15 protein-coding genes are annotated in these 18,260 nt (G+C 50.9%); 5 read left to right on the forward strand and 10 right to left on the reverse strand.

Annotated elements, in window-relative coordinates:
- Positions 1 to 421: 421 nt before the first annotated feature.
- The gene (gene moaA / locus JWJ90_RS19490; protein WP_205228897.1) at positions 422 to 1,468 is read left to right on the forward strand and encodes a GTP 3',8-cyclase MoaA; all 1,047 of its coding nucleotides are present in this window, start codon (positions 422 to 424) and stop codon (positions 1,466 to 1,468) included.
- Positions 1,469 to 1,950: 482 nt separating this feature from the next.
- Here the strand turns inward: moaA and JWJ90_RS19495 are convergent, their stop codons facing one another.
- The 8 genes from JWJ90_RS19495 to JWJ90_RS19530 all read right to left on the reverse strand — a co-directional run bounded on the left by JWJ90_RS19495 (position 1,951) and on the right by JWJ90_RS19530 (position 12,236).
- On the reverse strand, positions 1,951 to 2,355 hold the full coding sequence (locus JWJ90_RS19495) for a response regulator (RefSeq protein ID WP_205228898.1): 405 nt from the start codon (positions 2,353 to 2,355) through the stop codon (positions 1,951 to 1,953).
- 404 nt (positions 2,356 to 2,759) lie between these two features.
- Entirely contained in the window at positions 2,760 to 4,526 is a 1,767-nt protein-coding gene (locus JWJ90_RS19500; protein WP_240195057.1) for an ABC-F family ATP-binding cassette domain-containing protein, read from the reverse strand.
- 99 nt (positions 4,527 to 4,625) lie between these two features.
- Positions 4,626 to 5,738: a prephenate dehydratase gene (pheA, locus tag JWJ90_RS19505; RefSeq protein WP_205228900.1), complete on the reverse strand. Its 1,113-nt coding sequence runs from the start codon at positions 5,736 to 5,738 to the stop codon at positions 4,626 to 4,628.
- A 343-nt stretch (positions 5,739 to 6,081) separates the two neighbouring features.
- Positions 6,082 to 7,074 carry a protein kinase family protein gene (locus JWJ90_RS19510; RefSeq protein ID WP_205228901.1) on the reverse strand — a complete coding sequence of 331 codons (993 nt, stop codon included), beginning with the start codon at positions 7,072 to 7,074 and terminating at the stop codon, positions 6,082 to 6,084.
- Positions 7,074 to 7,529, reverse strand: a complete 456-nt coding sequence (locus JWJ90_RS19515; RefSeq protein WP_205228902.1) for a universal stress protein — start codon at positions 7,527 to 7,529, stop codon at positions 7,074 to 7,076. The genes JWJ90_RS19510 and JWJ90_RS19515 overlap by 1 nt, the downstream gene beginning before the upstream one ends.
- Before the next feature lie 130 nt (positions 7,530 to 7,659).
- The gene (locus tag JWJ90_RS19520) at positions 7,660 to 8,139 is read right to left on the reverse strand and encodes a hypothetical protein (protein ID WP_205228903.1); all 480 of its coding nucleotides are present in this window, start codon (positions 8,137 to 8,139) and stop codon (positions 7,660 to 7,662) included.
- Between the two features lie 116 nt (positions 8,140 to 8,255).
- On the reverse strand, positions 8,256 to 11,204 hold the full coding sequence (locus JWJ90_RS19525; protein ID WP_205228904.1) for a DEAD/DEAH box helicase: 2,949 nt from the start codon (positions 11,202 to 11,204) through the stop codon (positions 8,256 to 8,258).
- A gap of 126 nt (positions 11,205 to 11,330) precedes the next feature.
- The gene (locus JWJ90_RS19530; RefSeq protein ID WP_205228905.1) at positions 11,331 to 12,236 is read right to left on the reverse strand and encodes a LysR family transcriptional regulator; all 906 of its coding nucleotides are present in this window, start codon (positions 12,234 to 12,236) and stop codon (positions 11,331 to 11,333) included.
- A gap of 145 nt (positions 12,237 to 12,381) precedes the next feature.
- Between JWJ90_RS19530 and JWJ90_RS19535 the strand changes: the two genes are divergently transcribed.
- Positions 12,382 to 13,164, forward strand: coding sequence for a DODA-type extradiol aromatic ring-opening family dioxygenase (locus tag JWJ90_RS19535; protein WP_205228906.1), 783 nt, complete (start codon positions 12,382 to 12,384; stop codon positions 13,162 to 13,164).
- Positions 13,165 to 13,542: 378 nt separating this feature from the next.
- Positions 13,543 to 14,094, forward strand: coding sequence for an NADPH-dependent FMN reductase (locus JWJ90_RS19540; protein ID WP_205228907.1), 552 nt, complete (start codon positions 13,543 to 13,545; stop codon positions 14,092 to 14,094).
- A 196-nt stretch (positions 14,095 to 14,290) separates the two neighbouring features.
- Here the strand turns inward: JWJ90_RS19540 and asd are convergent, their stop codons facing one another.
- Complete coding sequence (asd, locus tag JWJ90_RS19545; RefSeq protein WP_420828928.1) at positions 14,291 to 15,139, reverse strand: archaetidylserine decarboxylase; 849 nt, start codon at positions 15,137 to 15,139, stop codon at positions 14,291 to 14,293.
- A 551-nt stretch (positions 15,140 to 15,690) separates the two neighbouring features.
- Here asd and JWJ90_RS19550 point away from each other — a divergent pair.
- Both JWJ90_RS19550 and JWJ90_RS19555 read left to right on the forward strand, forming a co-directional pair.
- Complete coding sequence (locus JWJ90_RS19550; protein ID WP_240195058.1) at positions 15,691 to 16,089, forward strand: putative quinol monooxygenase; 399 nt, start codon at positions 15,691 to 15,693, stop codon at positions 16,087 to 16,089.
- 169 nt (positions 16,090 to 16,258) lie between these two features.
- On the forward strand, positions 16,259 to 16,966 hold the full coding sequence (locus tag JWJ90_RS19555; protein WP_205228909.1) for an SDR family NAD(P)-dependent oxidoreductase: 708 nt from the start codon (positions 16,259 to 16,261) through the stop codon (positions 16,964 to 16,966).
- Positions 16,967 to 17,023: 57 nt separating this feature from the next.
- Here the strand turns inward: JWJ90_RS19555 and JWJ90_RS19560 are convergent, their stop codons facing one another.
- Positions 17,024 to 18,217 (reverse strand): cation diffusion facilitator family transporter, encoded by a 1,194-nt coding sequence (locus JWJ90_RS19560; RefSeq protein ID WP_205228910.1) that lies wholly within the window; start codon positions 18,215 to 18,217, stop codon positions 17,024 to 17,026.
- Positions 18,218 to 18,260: the final 43 nt, after the last annotated feature.

The following is an 18,260-nucleotide window of genomic DNA, read 5'->3' on the forward strand; positions in this document are numbered from 1 at the left end:
ATTTCTTTTTTTGGGAGACGCTGAGATGAGGTAAAACGCCCCCCAAAAAATGAATTATTTGATGGTGTTATTATACACAATTTTGATAAAAATTCAGCAAGTTAAATGATTCCCAAAGTAGAATTAGTTGCAATCAGTCCTCTCTAGTGGTATCAGTAAGGAAGAATCGCCGAAGGCTGTAGTTGAGATAATGATTGAGTCACGAGTAAGCAACCGATCATTATGCAAGTTACGAAGCTGTACACGTTGTCTTCCAGGTGTATGCCTGCGCATGACCCAAGTCCTGGCCTTGTAAAAAGCAACAGAAAAAATATCTGCAGCACAATAACAGCGATTTACGAGGCGGGAGACGTCGTGTTGTGCGTTTATTATTTCAGGCGATCCTAATGACGACCCTTTTTTGTCGCAAGTAGCATACACAATGAAAGCTAAAAATTCCAGTTTTCCACCCCCAGGAAAAAGTCTGACCGATTTATTTTCCCGTTCCATTTCCTATCTGCGTCTGAGTTTGACTGATCGCTGTAATCTGAGGTGCATCTATTGTGTCACCGAAGACGAGTCTTCTGGCAGTCTGACGAAACTCAAACACGAAGAGCTGCTCACCTACGAGGAACTGCTGCATGTGGTTCGTGTGGCCGTTAATATGGGGATTACCAAGGTGCGTCTCACCGGAGGCGAGCCTTTGGTACGACGCGGAGTCTTGGATTTTATCCGCGATATGATGCGCATCGAAGGACTTGACGATGTGCGTATTACCACCAATGGCGTGCTCTTGGCCGGATGTGCACAGGAACTTCTTGATGCAGGAGTCAGCAAGGTCAATATCAGTCTGGATTCGCTCAAGGCCAAACGGGTTCAGGAAATCACCGGCATAGACTGTTTTGACAAGGTTTGGCAAGGGATTGAAAAGGTGCTAGCCCTTGGTTTTTCGCCGGTCAAGGTGAACATGGTGGCAATGCGCCATATCAACGACGACGAAATTCTCGATTTTGCCCGCCTCTCCCAGCAGTTGCCGCTGCAGATGCGATTTATCGAATTCATGCCCATTGGTGCCTCGAGCCGTTGGGATAAAGACACCTATATCAGTACCGATGAGATCATGGAGCGGGTCAGCGCTCTGGGCGAGTTGATCCCCATGCAGAAAGGGCGTGCCGATGGGCCGGCCAAGGTCTTTCGTTTAGGGGCTGATGCCCCCGGTTCACTTGGCTTTATCAGCCCTCTGAGTCATCATTTTTGTGATCGCTGTAATCGCCTGCGACTGACCTCGGCAGGAAGCCTCCGTTCTTGCCTGCTGCATGACGAGGAGGTCGACCTGCGCTCGATCTTGCGTAATCAGCCCACGGATGAGGCCATTCAAGCTGCCATGATTGAGGCTATTCGCAACAAACCACGTGGCCATCAACTCACCGAGCGGATGAAGCAATCCGGCAGTGACTGTCATGGCCGAATGTCGCGCATTGGCGGTTAACCCCAGGTTCACAAGCGCCCTTCAGCCAAGACACCAATAAATACGTAAGCATTTGCTGGAGGGAAGCCGGTCTTTCCCCCGAAGCCGTACGCGTTCCAAAGGACAGTGGCTGAAACTGAATCGGAGTAAATTTTCTATGAAAATTTACTCCGATTCAGAAACATATGCTTTTCAGGGATCACCCGTTGTCACGGGGTCAGGATAATGGCAATGTCTAGAATGAAATTCCTCAGGGCGGTCAACGGGATTTGAGAGTCGACAATGTCTGTAGGGACTCTTGAATAATTGCTTTTTCTGCCAATCCCGCGGAGTCTGGCGCTTACCTCGTCATGCTTAAAATTTTATCCTCGGAGGTAAGCGAAGACTCCGATATCAAGCATATGCCTGCGGTAAAATTTTGCGCAATCCTCGGAGTCTACGCTTACCTGGCCTTGATTGAAAAATCTAATTATTCAAGACACCCTGTATCTGTGAAAGAGAAATCAACTCGCCTGGAGCGCAGAAACCACAGCTTTGCTTAAGCTGCTGATGGCATAAGGCTTTTGCAGATATGCGTGCACACCAAGCCGCAAGGCTTCGCGTACCTCTTCGTTTTCTGAAAAGCCGCTGACAATCAACGCCTTTTGTCCAGGGTGTTTTTCAATGATGCGGGCATAGGTCTCTCGACCATTCATGCCGGTGCCCATGATCATGTCCAGCAGGATCAGGTCTACCTTGTGGCCTTGCATGTATTCTACGGCTTCTTCACCGCAGGAAAGGGCCTCTGGCATGTAGCCTAATGCTTCGAGAATTTGGGTCGCAATTTCACGCTGAAGCGGCTCATCATCCACAACCAGCACTTTCTCTCCGTTGCCCTGTGTAATCTCGCTTCCCTCATTTTCCAGCATTGCATCAAGCCTCCTGAGCGGAAATCAAAGCTTTTGAGATGAATATTCCTACGCCGCTCCCTCTAAGGCAGGGCCCCGCGCCTCGTTTTCCGTAATTTTGCACGATATAAAAGGGATCGAAGCGCTGGTCAAGTTCTTCCTGAGTAGAAGTGTATCAAAAACGGTAGCTTTTGGAAGGCAGAGAGGCTGAAAAAACAGAACATTCTTTTTTTTTCTGCGATCAAAAAGTCAATGACGGGAAAGAGAATGAAGGTTGAAATTGCTTCTGGTTCAGCGAGCAATCACTCCTCCAGAAAGGCGTTGGCTAAAGTTGGAAAAATGGTGAATTAGAATGAAAGTCCTTGTCTTATTAGTAGGATGGATCGTTTTGTGACCACCCGCTGCCATGGATTCAGGAAAACAATTTAATTGCCTTGTTTTTGTTGTTCGAGTTCATCCCAGCGATCGTAGAGGCGGTCAATCTCCGTCTGCAATTCCTGCTGCTCCTGCCAATGTTGTTGCAACCCTTCGGCATCTGCCATCACCTCAGGATCTGCCATGAGCTGCTGAACTTTTTCCAACCGTTCCTCAAGGCCGAGGATTTTTTCCTCGATCTGATCATATTCCCGCTGATCCAGGTAAGAGAGTTTACCTGCCTTGGGTTTGGTGCTTGTTTTCTCTTTAGCTGATGGTGCTGGCTTGGCAGCGGCAGCCTCTTTGCGCTCCAGTGATTCAAGCATGGCAAGCCACTGCTCGTAATCGGCAAAGTATTCCGCCTTGCCCCGGCCATCAAAACCAAGCACCTGATTACAGACCGTCTCTAAAAGAAAACGGTCATGGGTAACCAGCACCAGGGCACCGGGGAATTCGCTGAGGCTGTCTTCCAAGACATCAAGCGAGGGGATATCAAGATCGTTGGTGGGCTCATCCAGCAGCAAGACATCTGCTGGTTGCAGCATGAGCCGGGCAATGAGAATACGAGCCTGCTCGCCCCCCGAGAGTCGGTTGACCGGGGTGTCGAGCTGGTCGGGCCGAAAAAGAAAACGCTTGGCCCAGGAAACCACATGCAAACTTCTGCCCTGATAGAGCACACTGTCGCCTTCGGGAGCCAGGGCGCGACGCAGGGTCTCCTCCGTATCCAGCTGCTCTCTGCGCTGATCAAAACTGACGATACGCAGCCCGTCGGCAGCGGTGAGCGTACCCGTATCGGGCTTGGGGCCAGTTTCACTGGCGGCTGCGGCCAAAAGTTGCATCAGGGTGGATTTGCCGCTTCCGTTTCTGCCTAAAAGCCCCAGGCGGGTTCCCGGGGAAAGGTGAATATCAAGATCGGTGAACAGCGGGGTCTCAAAGGTTTTGGAAAGCCCCTTGCCCACAAGCAGTTTTTTGGTTTTGCGCTGGGTGGATTCAAAGGCAATGCCCACCTGGCCGACGTTGCGATTACGGCCGCGGACCTCCCCCAGCTCATCCTGAAGCCGTCCTGCCTCTTCTATTCGATAACGGGCTTTGGAGGTTCGTGCCTTGGGACCTCGGCGCAGCCATTCGGTTTCCCGGCGAACCTTATTGGAGAGTCGTTCTTCCAGGTTTTGCCGTTGCTCCAGATATTCTGCCCGTTTTTCCAGAAAATCGCTGTAGGCCCCACGCACCTGAAAAGAGCCCTCGGGATAGACCGGAGCCAGTTCCACCACGCGGTTGACGGTATTTTCCAGGAAACGGCGGTCATGGCTGACCAGGAGAAAGGCGCTGGGGCTTTCCGGAAGGTTGGCCGCCAGAAGTTTTTCCAGCCAGAGGATGCCTTCAATGTCCAGGTGGTTGGTGGGCTCATCCATCACCAACACTTCCGGGCGGGTAACCAGTGCCCGGCAGAGCGAGAGGCGTTTGCGCCAGCCACCGGAGAGTTCGCTCACCTTCTGTTCGGGATCGGTAAATCCGCCCCGACTCAGCAGGGCGTGTACCCGGTTGTACTGCTCGGCTGCATCCACGTCATCGACGCGGACCACACGGGAGAGGTTGTCCAGACAACTGGCCTCTTCATCGAAGCTGTCTTCCTGGGCGACATAGCTCATTCGCATCAGTTTCTGGGTAAAGACCGAACCCGTATCAGGTTGCTCCATACCACAGAGGATTTTCAGCAGGGTGGATTTTCCCGAACCGTTGGGACCAATCAGGCCGATACGATCGCCGGCGTCGACCATGAGGGTGACGCCGGCAAAAAGACTTTGGGCACCAAAAGCTTTCGAGAGCTCCTGGCAGCTTAACAGTGCACACATACAGGTGGGATAAACGAAAAATGATCAGGAGGCAGAGCCGGAGAGATTGACATCATCGGCCCGCGGGTAGGACCCAAGCAGCTCATAGTAGGCGCAGATCTGTTTGAGAATGTTGCATGCCTCATGGATCGCCGGGTCTTCAATATGCCCGACCATGTCGAGGAAGAACATATATTTCCAGCGCTTATCCTTGGTGGGGCGCGACTCGATCTTAGCCAGATCTATGTTCTTGGCTGAGAGAATGGTCAGAATCTCATTGAGCGCACCAGGGCGGTTGATCAAACCAAGCAACACAGAGGTCTTGTCGCGTCCGCTTTTCTTGGGGGATTTCGGGCCAAGGACAAGAAAGCGGGTGGTGTTGCCCTGATGATCTTCAATGCCCCGGACAACCACCTGCAGGTCATAGGTGGAAATGGCCAGGCTGCTGGCAATTGCACCGATATTGGGGTTGTCGGCGGCCATCTGGGCCGCAGCACCGGTGGAGAAGACCTCCAGGGTCGGAATTTTGGGCATATGTTTTCGCAGCCAGTAGCGGCACTGTGCCAGGGGCTGGGAGTGGGAGGCTACGGTCTGGATATCTTCCATATTGCCGGAGCGGCAGACCAGATTGTGGGTGATGGGCAGCTGAATTTCGCCACAGATCTGGACCTTGAAGCGCATGAAGGCATCGAGAGAATAGGTCACTGCGCCCTCGATGGAGTTTTCAACCGGAACAATGCCGTACTCGACCCGCTCTTTCTCCACCTCTTCAAAAACCTCGGCAATGGACTCCATCGGCAGGTATTCAGCACTCTGACCAAAATATTTGACACCAGCCAGATGGGTAAAGGTTGCCTCCGGGCCAAGGTAGGCAACCGTGGCTTTACGCTGGGAGAGGCGGCAGGTGGTAATGATCTCGTGAAAGATGGAGTGCAGGGCCTTGTAGGGAAACACATCGTTGTTGTATGTGCGCAACCTCTCATAAATTTCCAGTTCGCGCTGTGGGTCCCATTTTGCCCGGTTCGTCTCGCTCTTGAGGAGACCGATGTTTTTAGCACAATCAAGTCGCTCCTTTAAGAGTTCCAGGATGGTGTCATCGATTTCGTCAATACGCTTACGGACCAGAGGTATGTCGAGGTTTTCGAGTTTTTTATCCATAATGGTTGCAGTGTCAGAGAGCAGAGAGGGGCATGTCGCCCGATAGGCCGCTCGGCTGACAGGTAGAAAAAGTGGTGAATGCGTCGGTCTGCTGCTGCATAAACCGGCGATTTAGTGTCTGTCCAGAAATAGGGATTTTTGTTCAAGGTCAAGGCATGTGTAAAATTTTACCGCAGGTATATACATAATATTCCGAGGATAAAATTTGGAGCATAATGCCGGAATTGGACAAAAAGACCGTTACTGAATGGGCACGTATTATGCGTGTAGCCCACTGATATAACATTCTTGTTCAATTATGGAAACCTTTATCAGGTATGAGGCTTGCGGCGGGTGGTATCGGTCAACGGGGCCAGTGAGAAAGGACAGAATCAAGTGCCGTCACCATCTCCTCAACCTGCTCATAAAAGACCTCGGTGCCTGCGGCAAAGTGCAAGAGCATATTGTTGAGGCGATCTGGAATGTAGGGAAAGAGTTTTTGCAAATTGACCACACGATTTTGGGTGAGCAAAGAGAAATCCTGGAGAGTAAGCGAGTCCAATGCCTTGGAGCCAAGGGTGCTGTCGGCTAAAATTTCGCGGGCATGATAGTCACCACGGCCGACCAGGTAGAGAAGGACGTTGCCCAGTTCATAAATATCTAGGGCAAAGGGTTTTTCAGGAAGGTGAAAGTCATAGTCAAAGTCGATCCAGGAGTAGATTCCGGTATGCCGATCAACAAAGATATGGTCGCGGCGAATATCCCCGTGGCGAAAACCATTTTGATGTAAAAAACCAACCCCTTGAAGACAGCCCATGAAGCGCTCAAGGATTTCAGGTAATTCATGGTGAAAGTAATCCTCGTGACTGCTTTCACTGTGGATCACCTTGTCCAACCGTTTGCCTGAAATGGGAGTCAGTACGCGAACCAGGTTGTCCTTCTCATCCACCAAAGTCAGGCCCTGCATGAAGTGGGGACGGCCACGAACCAGTTCAAGAATATGTGCCTCCTTTTGCGGGTTGCGGTAACAGGTCACTGAAAATCTGCCCAGACGAATATCAAAATTTTCCTCAAACTCAAGCTTGATGATGTAACTAACCATGGAGCCCAGGTCCACCACCTTGGGGACCCAGGGTTTAATCTGCTCATCAACCCCAAAGCGTCCTTCTTTGGTATACGAGGTGATTAAGAAATTTCGGTCTTCCACGCGGATTATGTCGCCGTAATCAATGGAGGTGAAATCACTGGTATCTGTATAGACCCGTGATGGACGGCGCATGCTTTGCGTGACCCGATGAGCGGCGAGGTTTTTCCGTGCCTGCTCAGGAAGGATGGATATATCTGTGTAACCCGTCATCAGCCAATCACCCAGACCGCAATGTCACGGCCATTATGAATAAGGGCATTGGAGATGGAGCCAAAAAGAAACTCCTCTGCCTTGGTGATACCGCGTTTCCCCACCACAATGGTGTCAAAGGCTTCTTGCTCCTGAAGAGCAAGAATTGCCTCGCTGATCGATTGATCGGTGGCAATGACGGAGCGGGTGCTTATTACCTGGGGGGAGACGCCGTGATCATGAAGAATTTTTTCTGCTTGGGCAAAGAGTTGCGCAGATTGCTGGATCTGATTTTCAGCATACTGCTCAGGCGAGATGCCGTTGCTGAAATGATTTGGCGGTGGTTTGGGGAAAACGTGGAGCAGACAGAGATGAATACCCTCAAGGTGGCTCGCGATTCCACCAACATAGTCAACCGCGTTGAGGGAACGCTGGGAATCGTCGATTGCGATGATTATCCGCTTCCAGTCACTCATAGGTACCTCCAAGATAAAAGGAGAGAACTCTTCAGCAGGATAAGCCAAATTCAATGAGTCTATTGAAATAACGTAAACATTTCCTCGTAAAAAACAATTGCAGACTGCACGTGCCTAAAGGCGCAAGGACTTAGGTGAATTGTCCGGCGGTATGCACGAAAAACAGGCGCCAGGCATCGGTGGCATTGATGATGACAGCGCCAATGGTCTTACCGCGCCAGCTTGTTTTTTGCCAGCGCGGTTCAATCTGCAACACCGGCAGACCGGGGTTGTCGCTGGAGAACACCGTCAGTTTGCCTGCGTTTTTGTAGAGTTGCTCTGGAATATTGCAGATGCAAAGCCCGCTTGGAGAGATATTTTCCAGCAGTGCGGTGGCAAAGAGACAGCCATCGGTCACATGGACGGTGGTGTTGTGCAGGGGGACCCGAGGGTGCTGCCGCTGGTCGCTGGCCTGGGCGGTTGTCTCCCCGGATGCCTTTTGCGAGAAGAGATGCAGGGGGAGAGTGGGTGGTAATGATTTCAGGAAAGCATGAGCCTGCTGAAGCAATTGTGTCAGTTTTTGTACAAACTGAACGGAGATTTTTTTGATTTTGAGGGTGCTTTGTTCCATGAAAGAGTTCCTCGCCGCAGAGCCCAAAAGCATTTGGTGTATGACCATTATAGGTGCAAGTGCTCACTCGATGCAAAGAAAAGATCATGAAAAAAAGATGGGTGGCGAGAAATCCCTTATGAACTCAAAATTGTTGTGAAATCCACAGGACAACGTACCAGACTCCCCGCCTTGTTTTTAAAGAGCAGATAACGGTTTTCAAGGCCAAAGAGAAAGAGGTCCCGGGTGACTTCAACATCCTTTGTGCAGTAGGTGATGATTTTATCAATGCGTCCCTGGCGGTACCATTTGAGTGCCATCAGGCCATCAGCCGATTTCTGTACCCCTAAGGTGTTCTCGGCTAGGTTGTTGAGACTCAACCGGTAGCCCAGCTGGTTTTTAACCACCTCTAAAATATCAACGGTAGGATGAGTCGCCAGGCCATGCTCGCCATAGCCGTTGAGGACTTGGTTATCAAAACGTTTATTGTTAAAACCCACCACAAGCTCCAGGCTCTGGAGATGCTGAATCAGCTCACCAACTTCACCCTCACGAAACACCAGATAGTCATCGAGCATGGCATCATAAACCACGGCCACGGAGACGAGCATTTTTTCTGCCTTATTCCAGCCCCCAACCTCGGCAGCGGATTTTTGAGTTTCTATGTCAAAGACGCCGTAACGCTTGGGGATTTTTTGGGAAGGCGCGATGGCTTCGGGGGCGACCTGCTGTGCGGGCTTCGATTGTTTGGGCTCTGGTACCACTTCTATGCGGGTAAAGCTTGGACTTACCTCTTGTGCCCCCAGGCCCAGGAGGAGTTGGTGGGCAGCCTCTTTATCGATGGGGCGGTTACCTGAACCGCATTTGGGTGAATGGACGCAGGAAGGACAGCCGGTCTCGCAGGGGCAGGAGGCGATGGCCACCAGGGTGCTTGCAAGGAGTTCGCTCGCCTTGTGAAAGGCCTCGCGGGAAAGACCCACTCCACCGGGTTGGCCATCGTAAATAAAAACTGCCGGTTTTTTCAGTTGTGGGTGTAAGGGATAGGAGATGCCGCCGATATCATTGCGATCGCAGAGGACCAGCAGGGGGAAGATACCAATCGCCGCATGTTCCAGGGCATGGATCCCGCCCATGAAATGAAGCAGCGATGTCTCGAGTTGTTCCTGTAATCGGGCCGGAATCTCGATCCACAACCCCTCGGTCTCAAAGACCGTGGGCGGTAGTTCCAGAGGTTGGGTTGAGATGACGCGATGGCCGCTCACCAGGCGCCGTTGAAAGCCCGTAACTTGATCGGTGACTTTAAGCCGCCCGAGTCCAATACGATAACTGAACTCCGGCGTTGAGGTCTTCCTTTCAACCAGGGCCTGGGTGGCGAGGATTTCGGTCTCCTTGGTGCCCATGGTCCGGGTAAAATAATTGACCTGCTTTCGGGTTGCTCTGATCTCACCTGCATCCAAGTCAAGTTGCTCTATGAGGTAGGTCTCTCCCCGGTGGAGATAGATGGCTCCGGGATGGCATTCCTTGAGGGCACGGTTGCCATCGATCTGTCCAAGCACCGATTTTTTCTTTCCTGATACGCGGATGGTGAGAGAGCGGCCACTACCGCGCAGGTCCACATCCCGGTGGGGGTACTTACGGCCGGAAAACCAGGTGCGACCATCAGAGCCAAGGAGTAGTTCTGCCTGGGCAACCAGCTCGGTGATTGCCGTCTGAGCAGCGGGTGTCTTTACCACCGCTTCATCTGCCCTCAGCGGAGATTCCGTAGCCGCACAGAGCAGGTGCTTCTGGGCAATGACCGGGTTGCTTGGGTTGAGCACGGCAGATTCCACCTCCCGTTCAAAAAAATCCTGGGGATGGCGCAGGAAGTATTGATCCAGGGCATCCTCCTGGCCCACCATAATGATGAGCGAGTCACGCTGCCGTCGCCCAACTCGACCGCCACGCTGCCAGGTGGCCATGATCGTTCCCGGATAACCCACCAGGATGCAGATATCCAGGCTGCCAATATCTATCCCCAACTCCAGGGCTGAGGTTGAGATGACGCCTAAAAGGTTGCCGCTGGTGAGGCGTTCTTCTATTTCACGTCGTTCTTCCGGAAGAAACCCGGCCCGGTAGGAGGTCAGCTTATCACTCAGGTCGCCCAGGCGATCGCGGGTCCAGATGTAGATCAGCTCGGTCATCTTGCGTGCCTGGGTGTAAACGATTGTGCGCAGTCCTCGTTTCAGGGACGCCTCCAGCATCTGGCAGGCGGCAGCGGCTGCCGAGTCAATGGGGTCGAACATGATGAAATGACGCTGGCCCCTGGGCGCACCGGACTCGCTAACCACAGCGACCTCCCGATCGATCAACTCATGGGCCAACTCAGCGGGATTGCCCACTGTGGCAGAGGAGAGAATAAATTGAGGGCTGACGCCAAATTTTTTGCAAATACGAATCAAACGCCGCATGACCCAGGCCATATGACTGCCAAAAACACCCCGGTAAGTATGGACCTCATCAATGATGATGTAGCGTAACCCCTGCCAGAGCAACGACCAGTTATCGTTATACCCAAGCATGGAGAGGTGGAGCATATCCGGATTGGTGATGAGGATATTGGGCGGCTTCTCACGCATCTTGCGTCGCTTGTAATCTGAGGTGTCACCATCGCAGATCAGGGCAACATTTTTTTCAAGCTCGGGCAGGTGTTGGCTGAACTCGTTGATCCAGCGCAGCTGATCCTGGGCCAGTGCCTTTAAGGGGAAGAGATAGAGGGCGTGGGTGGTGGCATCGCTCAGCACGCTCTCCAGCACCGGTACATTATAAATCAGGCTCTTGCCGCTGGCGGTAGGTGTTGCCACGATCACATCCTCGCCAGCGCGAATGCGGTCAATGGCCTCCTGCTGATGACTGAAAAACCGGGTGTATCCCGATTGTTTCAGCGCCTGCTGAAGCGCCGGAGGAAGAGGTTGCTTCAGGCTTCCAAAGCGCGCTTTTCTTCCGGAAAGTTGCTGGTGATGGACCACCTGAGGGCCAAATCGAGGCGAGCCTTTCAGCGCCTGAATATATTCGGCGACTCCCTGGTGTTGTTTTGGTGTGTGCGGCATGAAGGCGGTGAGAATCCTGATTTGGGGGAGGGGACTGAAAAATGAAAAAATACTTCATCTGCAGCTTCCTGGCAATGGATGTCGTCAAGTTGGGCCAGGCTCAGGCTGGAGGGAACTGTTCAGGCTTCAAGTATCGTTCGGGGGAGAGGCATCATATGCCCCCTGGGTTTCCCTGTACATGAACTGCATAAAGGCTTTGACTCGGGCGGTAAAACGAATGTCCGGGTGGGTGAGAATCCAGATATGGTGGTTGCAGTCTTCTGGCAGGGGCATCAGTTCCACCAACCTGGGATCAGATCTGCCCAGGTAATGCGGGAGGACTGTGAGCCCCATACCCAAAACGGCCAGATGATAGAGCCCGCTGAGTTTATCGCAACAGGCCTCGGTTTTTTCTTCATCTCCATGTTGGCGAAGCCATTTGTTGGCCGGGAGACCGGCAAGGGATTCATTGGGCAGGAGGATTCGGTGATCAAAGATATCTTCCGGCATTTTCGGGGCGCCATGTTCTTGTACATAGTTCGAGGAGGCGTACAGATGTACATGGATGGGGGCAAGTTTTTTCCCAACCATATAGTCAGGCTGGTTGTTGACTGCGGGCAGAACGATGTCGGCCTCCCGCTTGCTCAGGCTGGTAAACCGAGTTTTGATATCCATATCCACAATAATATCAGGGTAAAGCTCTTTAAAGCGTTGAATATAGGGCGGTAGCCAGTAATACCCGATGGTGTCTGTGGTCGAGATCTTCAGATAACCGCTTAAATGCACATCCTTGCCTTGAATGAGCCGTTCAATGGCATCCATATGCTCTTCGACCTGCTGCACCCGGTCAAGTATATCCTCACCGGCCTGGGTCAGTTTATAGCCTGACTTCAACCGTTCAAAGAGTCGAACCTCCAGCTTTTCCTCGAGCGCGTTGATGCGACGAAACACCGAGGAGTAATTCACTCCCAGCTCCTGGGAAGCACCCTTGATAGTTCCGCAATTTGCTACTTTGAGAAAGTAGAGATAGTCATCCCACCCCTTGTTATGCATTTTTGCATCTCCAGTCTGCTGTTATGCCTAATTGATTTGCAAATAATCCGATACTACTGTGCAAGTCAAGAGGAACTCATCCCCCGAATTCACTTTTGGGACGAGAGAATCCAGAGACGATGCCATCTGTTGCACGAGGAAGAGTATGTTTCAACCGAGTCTGTTTATAACGAATGTCCAATCGGGAAGAGTCTCTCACTCCTCTGAAAATCAGCAAAACGATCTGGCTGCATTCGACAAAAATTTTCCAAGACCTGATGCGGTGGTTCTTGCGACTGGAGTGGGGACAAGTTCTGTTGTCGAAGTAGCCAAGAATACCAGCTTTGTCGTTCATCAGGCAGAGGAAAAGCTACGGCAGACAAATGATGCAAGACGTTTTTCGTGTAAGGGAAGTCCGGAACTGGCGCGGATTATTGTTGATCTTATGAAAAAGGCGGGAAGAAAGGGGCGACTGGTTAACCGAAAACAGGTGGAGCAACATTTTCTTGCCCCCCTACGGTTACTTTATGGAGAATTGTATTTTCCCATCGTTCCGTTGTTTCTTCCTCAAGATGATACGGGGGCAGGTTATATGGCCCTGGGCCGGGCGCTCACGGAGTTACGCCAGGAGAATGTCCTTATTGCCGCGGAAGGATTTTTTGAGATCAGCAAGGGGATTGATGAGGCAGATGCTGGAGGCCTTTTGAAGACTGACGAACACAATATATTCATGCCCCGGCTGTATAAGAACTTGGAAGCGGGAGATTGGGAGTCGGTTTTAAAGTATCAACACCGTGGACCTCCAGGCAGACAAAAGCAAGTCTTCGCCAACTCTATGGCGCCGCTCTTTTTTGCCATGGGCGCAGGGGGAGAAAAGGCGCAAAAAATTTCCTTTGCAGGGAAAAAATTATCGGTGCACATGGATGGATATCAGTTCACCGACGCATAAACAAAGGGAATCTTGAATAATTGCTTTTTCTGCCAATCTCGCGGAGTCTACGCTTACCTGACCTTGATTGAAAAATCTAATTATTCAACCCGAATCCGTGACGGCGGGTGGTCACTGAACAACGCATCTTTTTAATAAGACGACGTATTTTTACAAATTCATGTATTGTTCAGTTGCACCCGCCGCCCTTTGGGGCATCCATTAGCACACCACCTTCATTGCCTGTAACATACCGATAAAGTTTACTTTAATCGGCATGTTACAAACAACGAAACTGGCGAACTGATGAATGCTCACGGATTCAGGTTCAAGACACCCCAAAATCCTGAATCCGTCACAGATTCGGGAAAATATTGTTCACATTAACGAGGTCATCATATGAAAAGATATCAAGTCGCAGTTGTCGTTGGAAGTTTACGCAAGGATTCTTTAAACCAGGCCTTTGCCGACGCCCTAGTAAAATTGGCTCCTGAAAATGTAACGTTCACCTTTGCTCCCATCGGTGATTTGCCCCTGTACAATCAGGATGACGATGTACACCCACCTGAAGCCGCCAATCGGTTTAAGGCAATTATTGAAAAATCTCAGGCGGTTCTCTTTGTCACCCCCGAATACAATAGATCTATTCCCGGTGTGTTGAAAAATGCCATTGACCATGGCTCTAGACCATACGGGGAAAGCGTATGGGCGGGGAAACCTACAGCTGTCGTTGGCGTTTCTATTGGTGTGATAGGAACTGCACTTGCCCAACAGCATTTGCGAACTATTCTTACCGCCTTGGACATGCCGACCATGGGGCAGCCTGAGATCTATATTCAGGCAAAGGATGGACTCATTGATCCCGACGGCAATATCGGTGCAGACAGCCGTGCTTTTTTACAGGGCTGGATGGATAGGTTTGTTGCCTGGGTAACAGTGCACAACAACTAACCTGAATTCGTGATTCGTGACCCAGCGTGATTGCTCAAGAGCGAATTATTAAAAAGAAGGTATATACAAAGGACTGGCCCAGTGCCAGTCCTTTGTATATACCTGAACCCGGGAGCATTCATTGGCGCGCCAGATGGAGCCGAACAAAAAGCGAATTTGAACAAAAATATTTGTTTCATTAACAGGATTCGGTGATTTAGTCAGGCACATCACCCATATACTCCCCCATGCGTATGGAGTTCTCACCAGACCACTTGGGATTAAATGCGATTGTCTCCTCGGGAAAAAGAAGGATAACGGTAGAGCCCAGGGAAAAACGTCCCATCTCTTCTCCTTTTTTTAGAGAGATTGGTTGGTCTTGGTACTGCCACCGGCGAACTCCACCTGTGCGTTCAGCGTTGACAACTCCGTGCCAGACTGTGGTCATACTCCCGACAATGGTAGCACCGACAAGAACCATTGCAAAAGGACCAAAGGTAGATTCAAATATGCAAACCACCCGTTCGTTTTGGGCAAAAAGACCTGGAATATTATTGGCGGTAGTCGGGTTCACGGAGTAGAGGGCTCCTGGAACATGGAGCATTTGTACCAGACGTCCATCACAAGGCATATGGATACGGTGATAATCGCCAGGGCTGAGGTAGAGGGTGGCAAAGCTCCCCTGTGCAAAGTCCTGGGGCGTGGCACAGGCGCCACCAAGAAGAGCCGCGGTGGTGTAGGTTTGCCCCTTTGCCTGCAGGATTTTGTCCCCATCAACGTGGCCACATTGATTGATTCGACCATCAACGGGACAGACGAAATCGGTCTCGGCAATGGGGCGCAATTCCGGCCGGATTGGACGGGTGAAAAAATCTTGAAAGCAGGGATAACTGGCCGGATCCGGTTCAATGGCCTCTGCCAGGTTCACCTTATAGTGGTTTGCATACCAGCGAATAAATGTGGTGGTGAATCGTCCCAGCTCCATTGTAGCCAACTTTCCGGCAATTACGGTCAAGGTCTGTTTGGGAAGTAGCTGTTGCACAATAATTTTGATGCGGTCCTGAATGCGGGGACGGGGCGAGCTTTGCATAGTCTACATATTCCTTCTTTGAGGGCACGAAAAGATATTCATATAAGGGACAAGATATAGGGTAAGCGATCACGGGGCACCGAATCTGCGGTGTTATCGGCCTGTTTACGTACAGGTGTACGCTTCACAGGCCGATGCTCAGCATCTCCGGCACCCCGTAACCGCTTACAGGTTCGATGATTAGCTGTATTTTTGGGGATTACCCCATGACCGGTTACGATATAGGGAATCTTGAATAATTGCTTTTTCGGCCAATCCCGTGGAGTCTGGCGCTTGCCTCGTCATGCTTAAAATTTTATCCTCGGAGTCTACGCTTACCTGGCTTTGATTGAAAAATCTAATTATTCAAGCCCCCCCTATAGTGTAATACGAGCCCATGTACAACAGGGATCAGGTTTGGGCCTTTTCTTCTTTCACCTTCCCCGAAATGTCCCTCCTGGTTCGATCGTGTAGTTTTTGGGAGTGTGTATAAAAATACTATTAAATCAACGTATTGTCATCTGTGCAGGTGGGAACGCGGAGGGACAATGAGTCCGCCACCGCTCCTGCAAACCAAGGAAGAATCCGGTTGTATGCCACCTGCGTACAAAACTAACCATATTTGTAAGGGAACAGAGCACATGATACACGTCATCGCATCCATATACATCAAAGAGGGAAAGCGAGCGGAGTTTATAGGCATATTTAAAGCAAACATTCCCAATGTGTTACAAGAAAAGGGTTGTCTGGAATATGTCCCCACCTTGGATGCTTCCTCCGGCTTGCCGCCTCAGGAACTCAATGATCAAGTCGTCACCATCATTGAGAAATGGGAGAGCCTGGAAGATTTACATGCGCATTTATCCGCTCCGCATATGCTCACGTATAAAGAGCAGGTTGAAAATCTGGTCGAAAAAATGACACTCAAAATTTTAGAGGAGGCCTGAACTGTTCGGACTCAGCTCCCGTGCCGATGAAGAATTCGGGTTCGGCTCGGAAGACTATGGAATTTTTTCAAATGTGTAAATGCCTGCTCCAGGCAGGGTATTCTGGGGTGAGGCGATGCTTTTCTTCCAACTTGTTCCGGTTAGCTGAATTAAAAAAAGAGAGTAAAGAATGCATGATAAAAAAACTGTCCTCATTACCGGTGGTAATAAAGGCATTGGCCTTGATACCTCAAAACTTTTTGTTGATGCGGGCTATGCTGTTGTTGTCCTGGCAAGAGATTTTAAAAATTTCCCGCTGCAGGGTAACCCTGCTGTGCAAAGCGTGGAATACGACCTGGCTGATATAGAGGGCATTCCTCAGCTGATAACAAGTCTTCCTCCCATCGACGTCCTGGTGAATAATGCGGGAATTATGTACGCGCTTCCCTATGACGGTTACCCCGCAGAAAAGGTCGAGCAGATCTTGAATGTCAATATGAAGGCACCGGTGGCGTTGATAACCGAAGTCTCAAAAAACATGGTTGCAAAAGGGGCTGGCCGCATTGTCAACAACGCCTCCATCGCCGGGGAAATAGGGCATCCTGATGTCTGGTATGGCATCACCAAGGCTGGAATGATCAATATAACCAAGAGCTTTGCCAAGATCCTTGGCCCACAGGGAGTGGTCGTGAACGCAGTCGCTCCAGGACCTGCTGAGACGGAAATGCTAGCGACCATACCCGAACCAAGGAAGAGGGCCATTAAGAGTGCTGTGTATACCGGACGGTTTGCCTATCCCCAAGAGGTTGCCAGAGCCATGTTTTGGCTGGCCACCGATTGCCCGGAATATATCAACGGGACCTGCATCGATATCAATAACGGGGCTTTCCCCCGGTAGCACCGGCGAATGATACGGATTCAGGAGAATGTGTAACAGTTGCAAGGGAGAACTGGGCTAGAGAGCTTCTCCCTTGTTTGCGACGAATGCTGCAAGTGCCGCATCGGCATTGGTGCTTTCGGTGAGCAAAATTTCAGCACCGCTGTTACCTAAAACAAACCCCGGACCTTTGCCAGACTGATCCTGCAGGGAAAGCAGCGTCGTTACCTCATTTTCCAAAAGCCACTGCGCCACCTTGATGCCTTTGGCCTTTTTTTCTTCCAGAAAGGGGTTTTCCAGTTGTCGGTCTTCAGTGACTGTGTTGTTGGGCTGCTGCAGGTCAACCAGGCGAAAGAAGGGAGCCTCGCCGAAATGCATTGAAATGGTCTGTCGATCGGCACAGATGGGGATGGCAATAACCTCTTTTGTTTTTCCCTGGGATTGAAAATGGATCAACACCCGGTCCACCTGTGGGATTTCAAATTTTACCCTGTTTTCTATCTCTTCAGTGAGACTATGTCCGCGCTCCAGATCATTGATGCGCAGCACGAGATCCAGCTCGACAAATTTATACCGACCGGCATTTCTTGCCCAGAGCTGATTAATCTGAACAACGCGGGGATCGGAGAGCACAATATCTCGAATTTTAGTGATTGTTGCAAAGTCGAGTGAGGCATCGAGCAAAACACGCACCGAATCCACAAGAATGGTCATGGCGGAGCGGGCAATAAAAAAAACCACAATCACTGCGGCAAATGTGTCCAGTCCAAGCCCCAGAGCACTGCCGACAAAGGCCGCCAGAATAACAAGCGTGGAAAGCATATCGGTCCACACATGGCGCGCGTCGGCAATGAGGCTCGGTGAGCCTGTCTCCTCGCCTTTTTTCAACTCATAACGGGAAAAAAGCCAGGTGATAATCAGTGTCGCACAGATACCGACAATGGAGAGAGGAATATTCTCGGGTAAGGGACGACTGCCACCAAAAATAACGGTTTTGAGGATCTCGTAGCCGGCAAAAAGGATGAGAAGAGAGGTGAGCAACGCCACCAGGTTTTCCACCTTATAGAGCCCGTAAGGAAAACCACGGGCTGGTCGCCTGGCTATTTTAATACCAATAAGGATGACAGCTGCGGAGACTACGTCCGTGAGAGAATGGATGGTATCGGCGACAACGGCCACACTTCCGGAGGCGAGGGCAACCGCAGTCTTGATGCAGACAAGCAGGGTGTTGGTGAGAATGGACAGCCAAGCGGTTTTTTCCGAAGATTCCATGATCACCCCGTCCTTTAAAGGGAGCATCGATACGCCGCCAGAG

Origin of the sequence: Desulfobulbus rhabdoformis (assembly GCF_016919065.1) — a bacterium.
In the GTDB taxonomy this organism is placed as follows: Bacteria; Desulfobacterota; Desulfobulbia; order Desulfobulbales; family Desulfobulbaceae; genus Desulfobulbus; species Desulfobulbus rhabdoformis.

Excerpts from the sequence above, each read along its gene's own strand:
- JWJ90_RS19515 (WP_205228902.1), bottom strand. The coding sequence starts at position 7,529 with ATGAGTGACTGGAAGCGGATAATCATCGCAATCGACGATTCCCAGCGT.
- JWJ90_RS19495 (WP_205228898.1), bottom strand. The coding sequence starts at position 2,355 with ATGCTGGAAAATGAGGGAAGCGAGATTACACAGGGCAACGGAGAGAAA.
- JWJ90_RS19520 (WP_205228903.1), bottom strand. The coding sequence starts at position 8,139 with ATGGAACAAAGCACCCTCAAAATCAAAAAAATCTCCGTTCAGTTTGTA.
- JWJ90_RS19535 (WP_205228906.1), top strand. The coding sequence starts at position 12,382 with ATGTTTCAACCGAGTCTGTTTATAACGAATGTCCAATCGGGAAGAGTC.
- JWJ90_RS19525 (WP_205228904.1), bottom strand. The coding sequence starts at position 11,204 with ATGCCGCACACACCAAAACAACACCAGGGAGTCGCCGAATATATTCAG.
- JWJ90_RS19540 (WP_205228907.1), top strand. The coding sequence starts at position 13,543 with ATGAAAAGATATCAAGTCGCAGTTGTCGTTGGAAGTTTACGCAAGGAT.
- moaA (WP_205228897.1), top strand. The coding sequence starts at position 422 with ATGAAAGCTAAAAATTCCAGTTTTCCACCCCCAGGAAAAAGTCTGACC.
- JWJ90_RS19530 (WP_205228905.1), bottom strand. The coding sequence starts at position 12,236 with ATGCATAACAAGGGGTGGGATGACTATCTCTACTTTCTCAAAGTAGCA.
- JWJ90_RS19510 (WP_205228901.1), bottom strand. The coding sequence starts at position 7,074 with ATGACGGGTTACACAGATATATCCATCCTTCCTGAGCAGGCACGGAAA.
- JWJ90_RS19555 (WP_205228909.1), top strand. The coding sequence starts at position 16,259 with ATGCATGATAAAAAAACTGTCCTCATTACCGGTGGTAATAAAGGCATT.
- JWJ90_RS19500 (WP_240195057.1), bottom strand. The coding sequence starts at position 4,526 with ATGGTCGACGCCGGCGATCGTATCGGCCTGATTGGTCCCAACGGTTCG.
- JWJ90_RS19550 (WP_240195058.1), top strand. The coding sequence starts at position 15,691 with ATGAGTCCGCCACCGCTCCTGCAAACCAAGGAAGAATCCGGTTGTATG.
- pheA (WP_205228900.1), bottom strand. The coding sequence starts at position 5,738 with ATGGATAAAAAACTCGAAAACCTCGACATACCTCTGGTCCGTAAGCGT.
- JWJ90_RS19560 (WP_205228910.1), bottom strand. The coding sequence starts at position 18,217 with ATGGAATCTTCGGAAAAAACCGCTTGGCTGTCCATTCTCACCAACACC.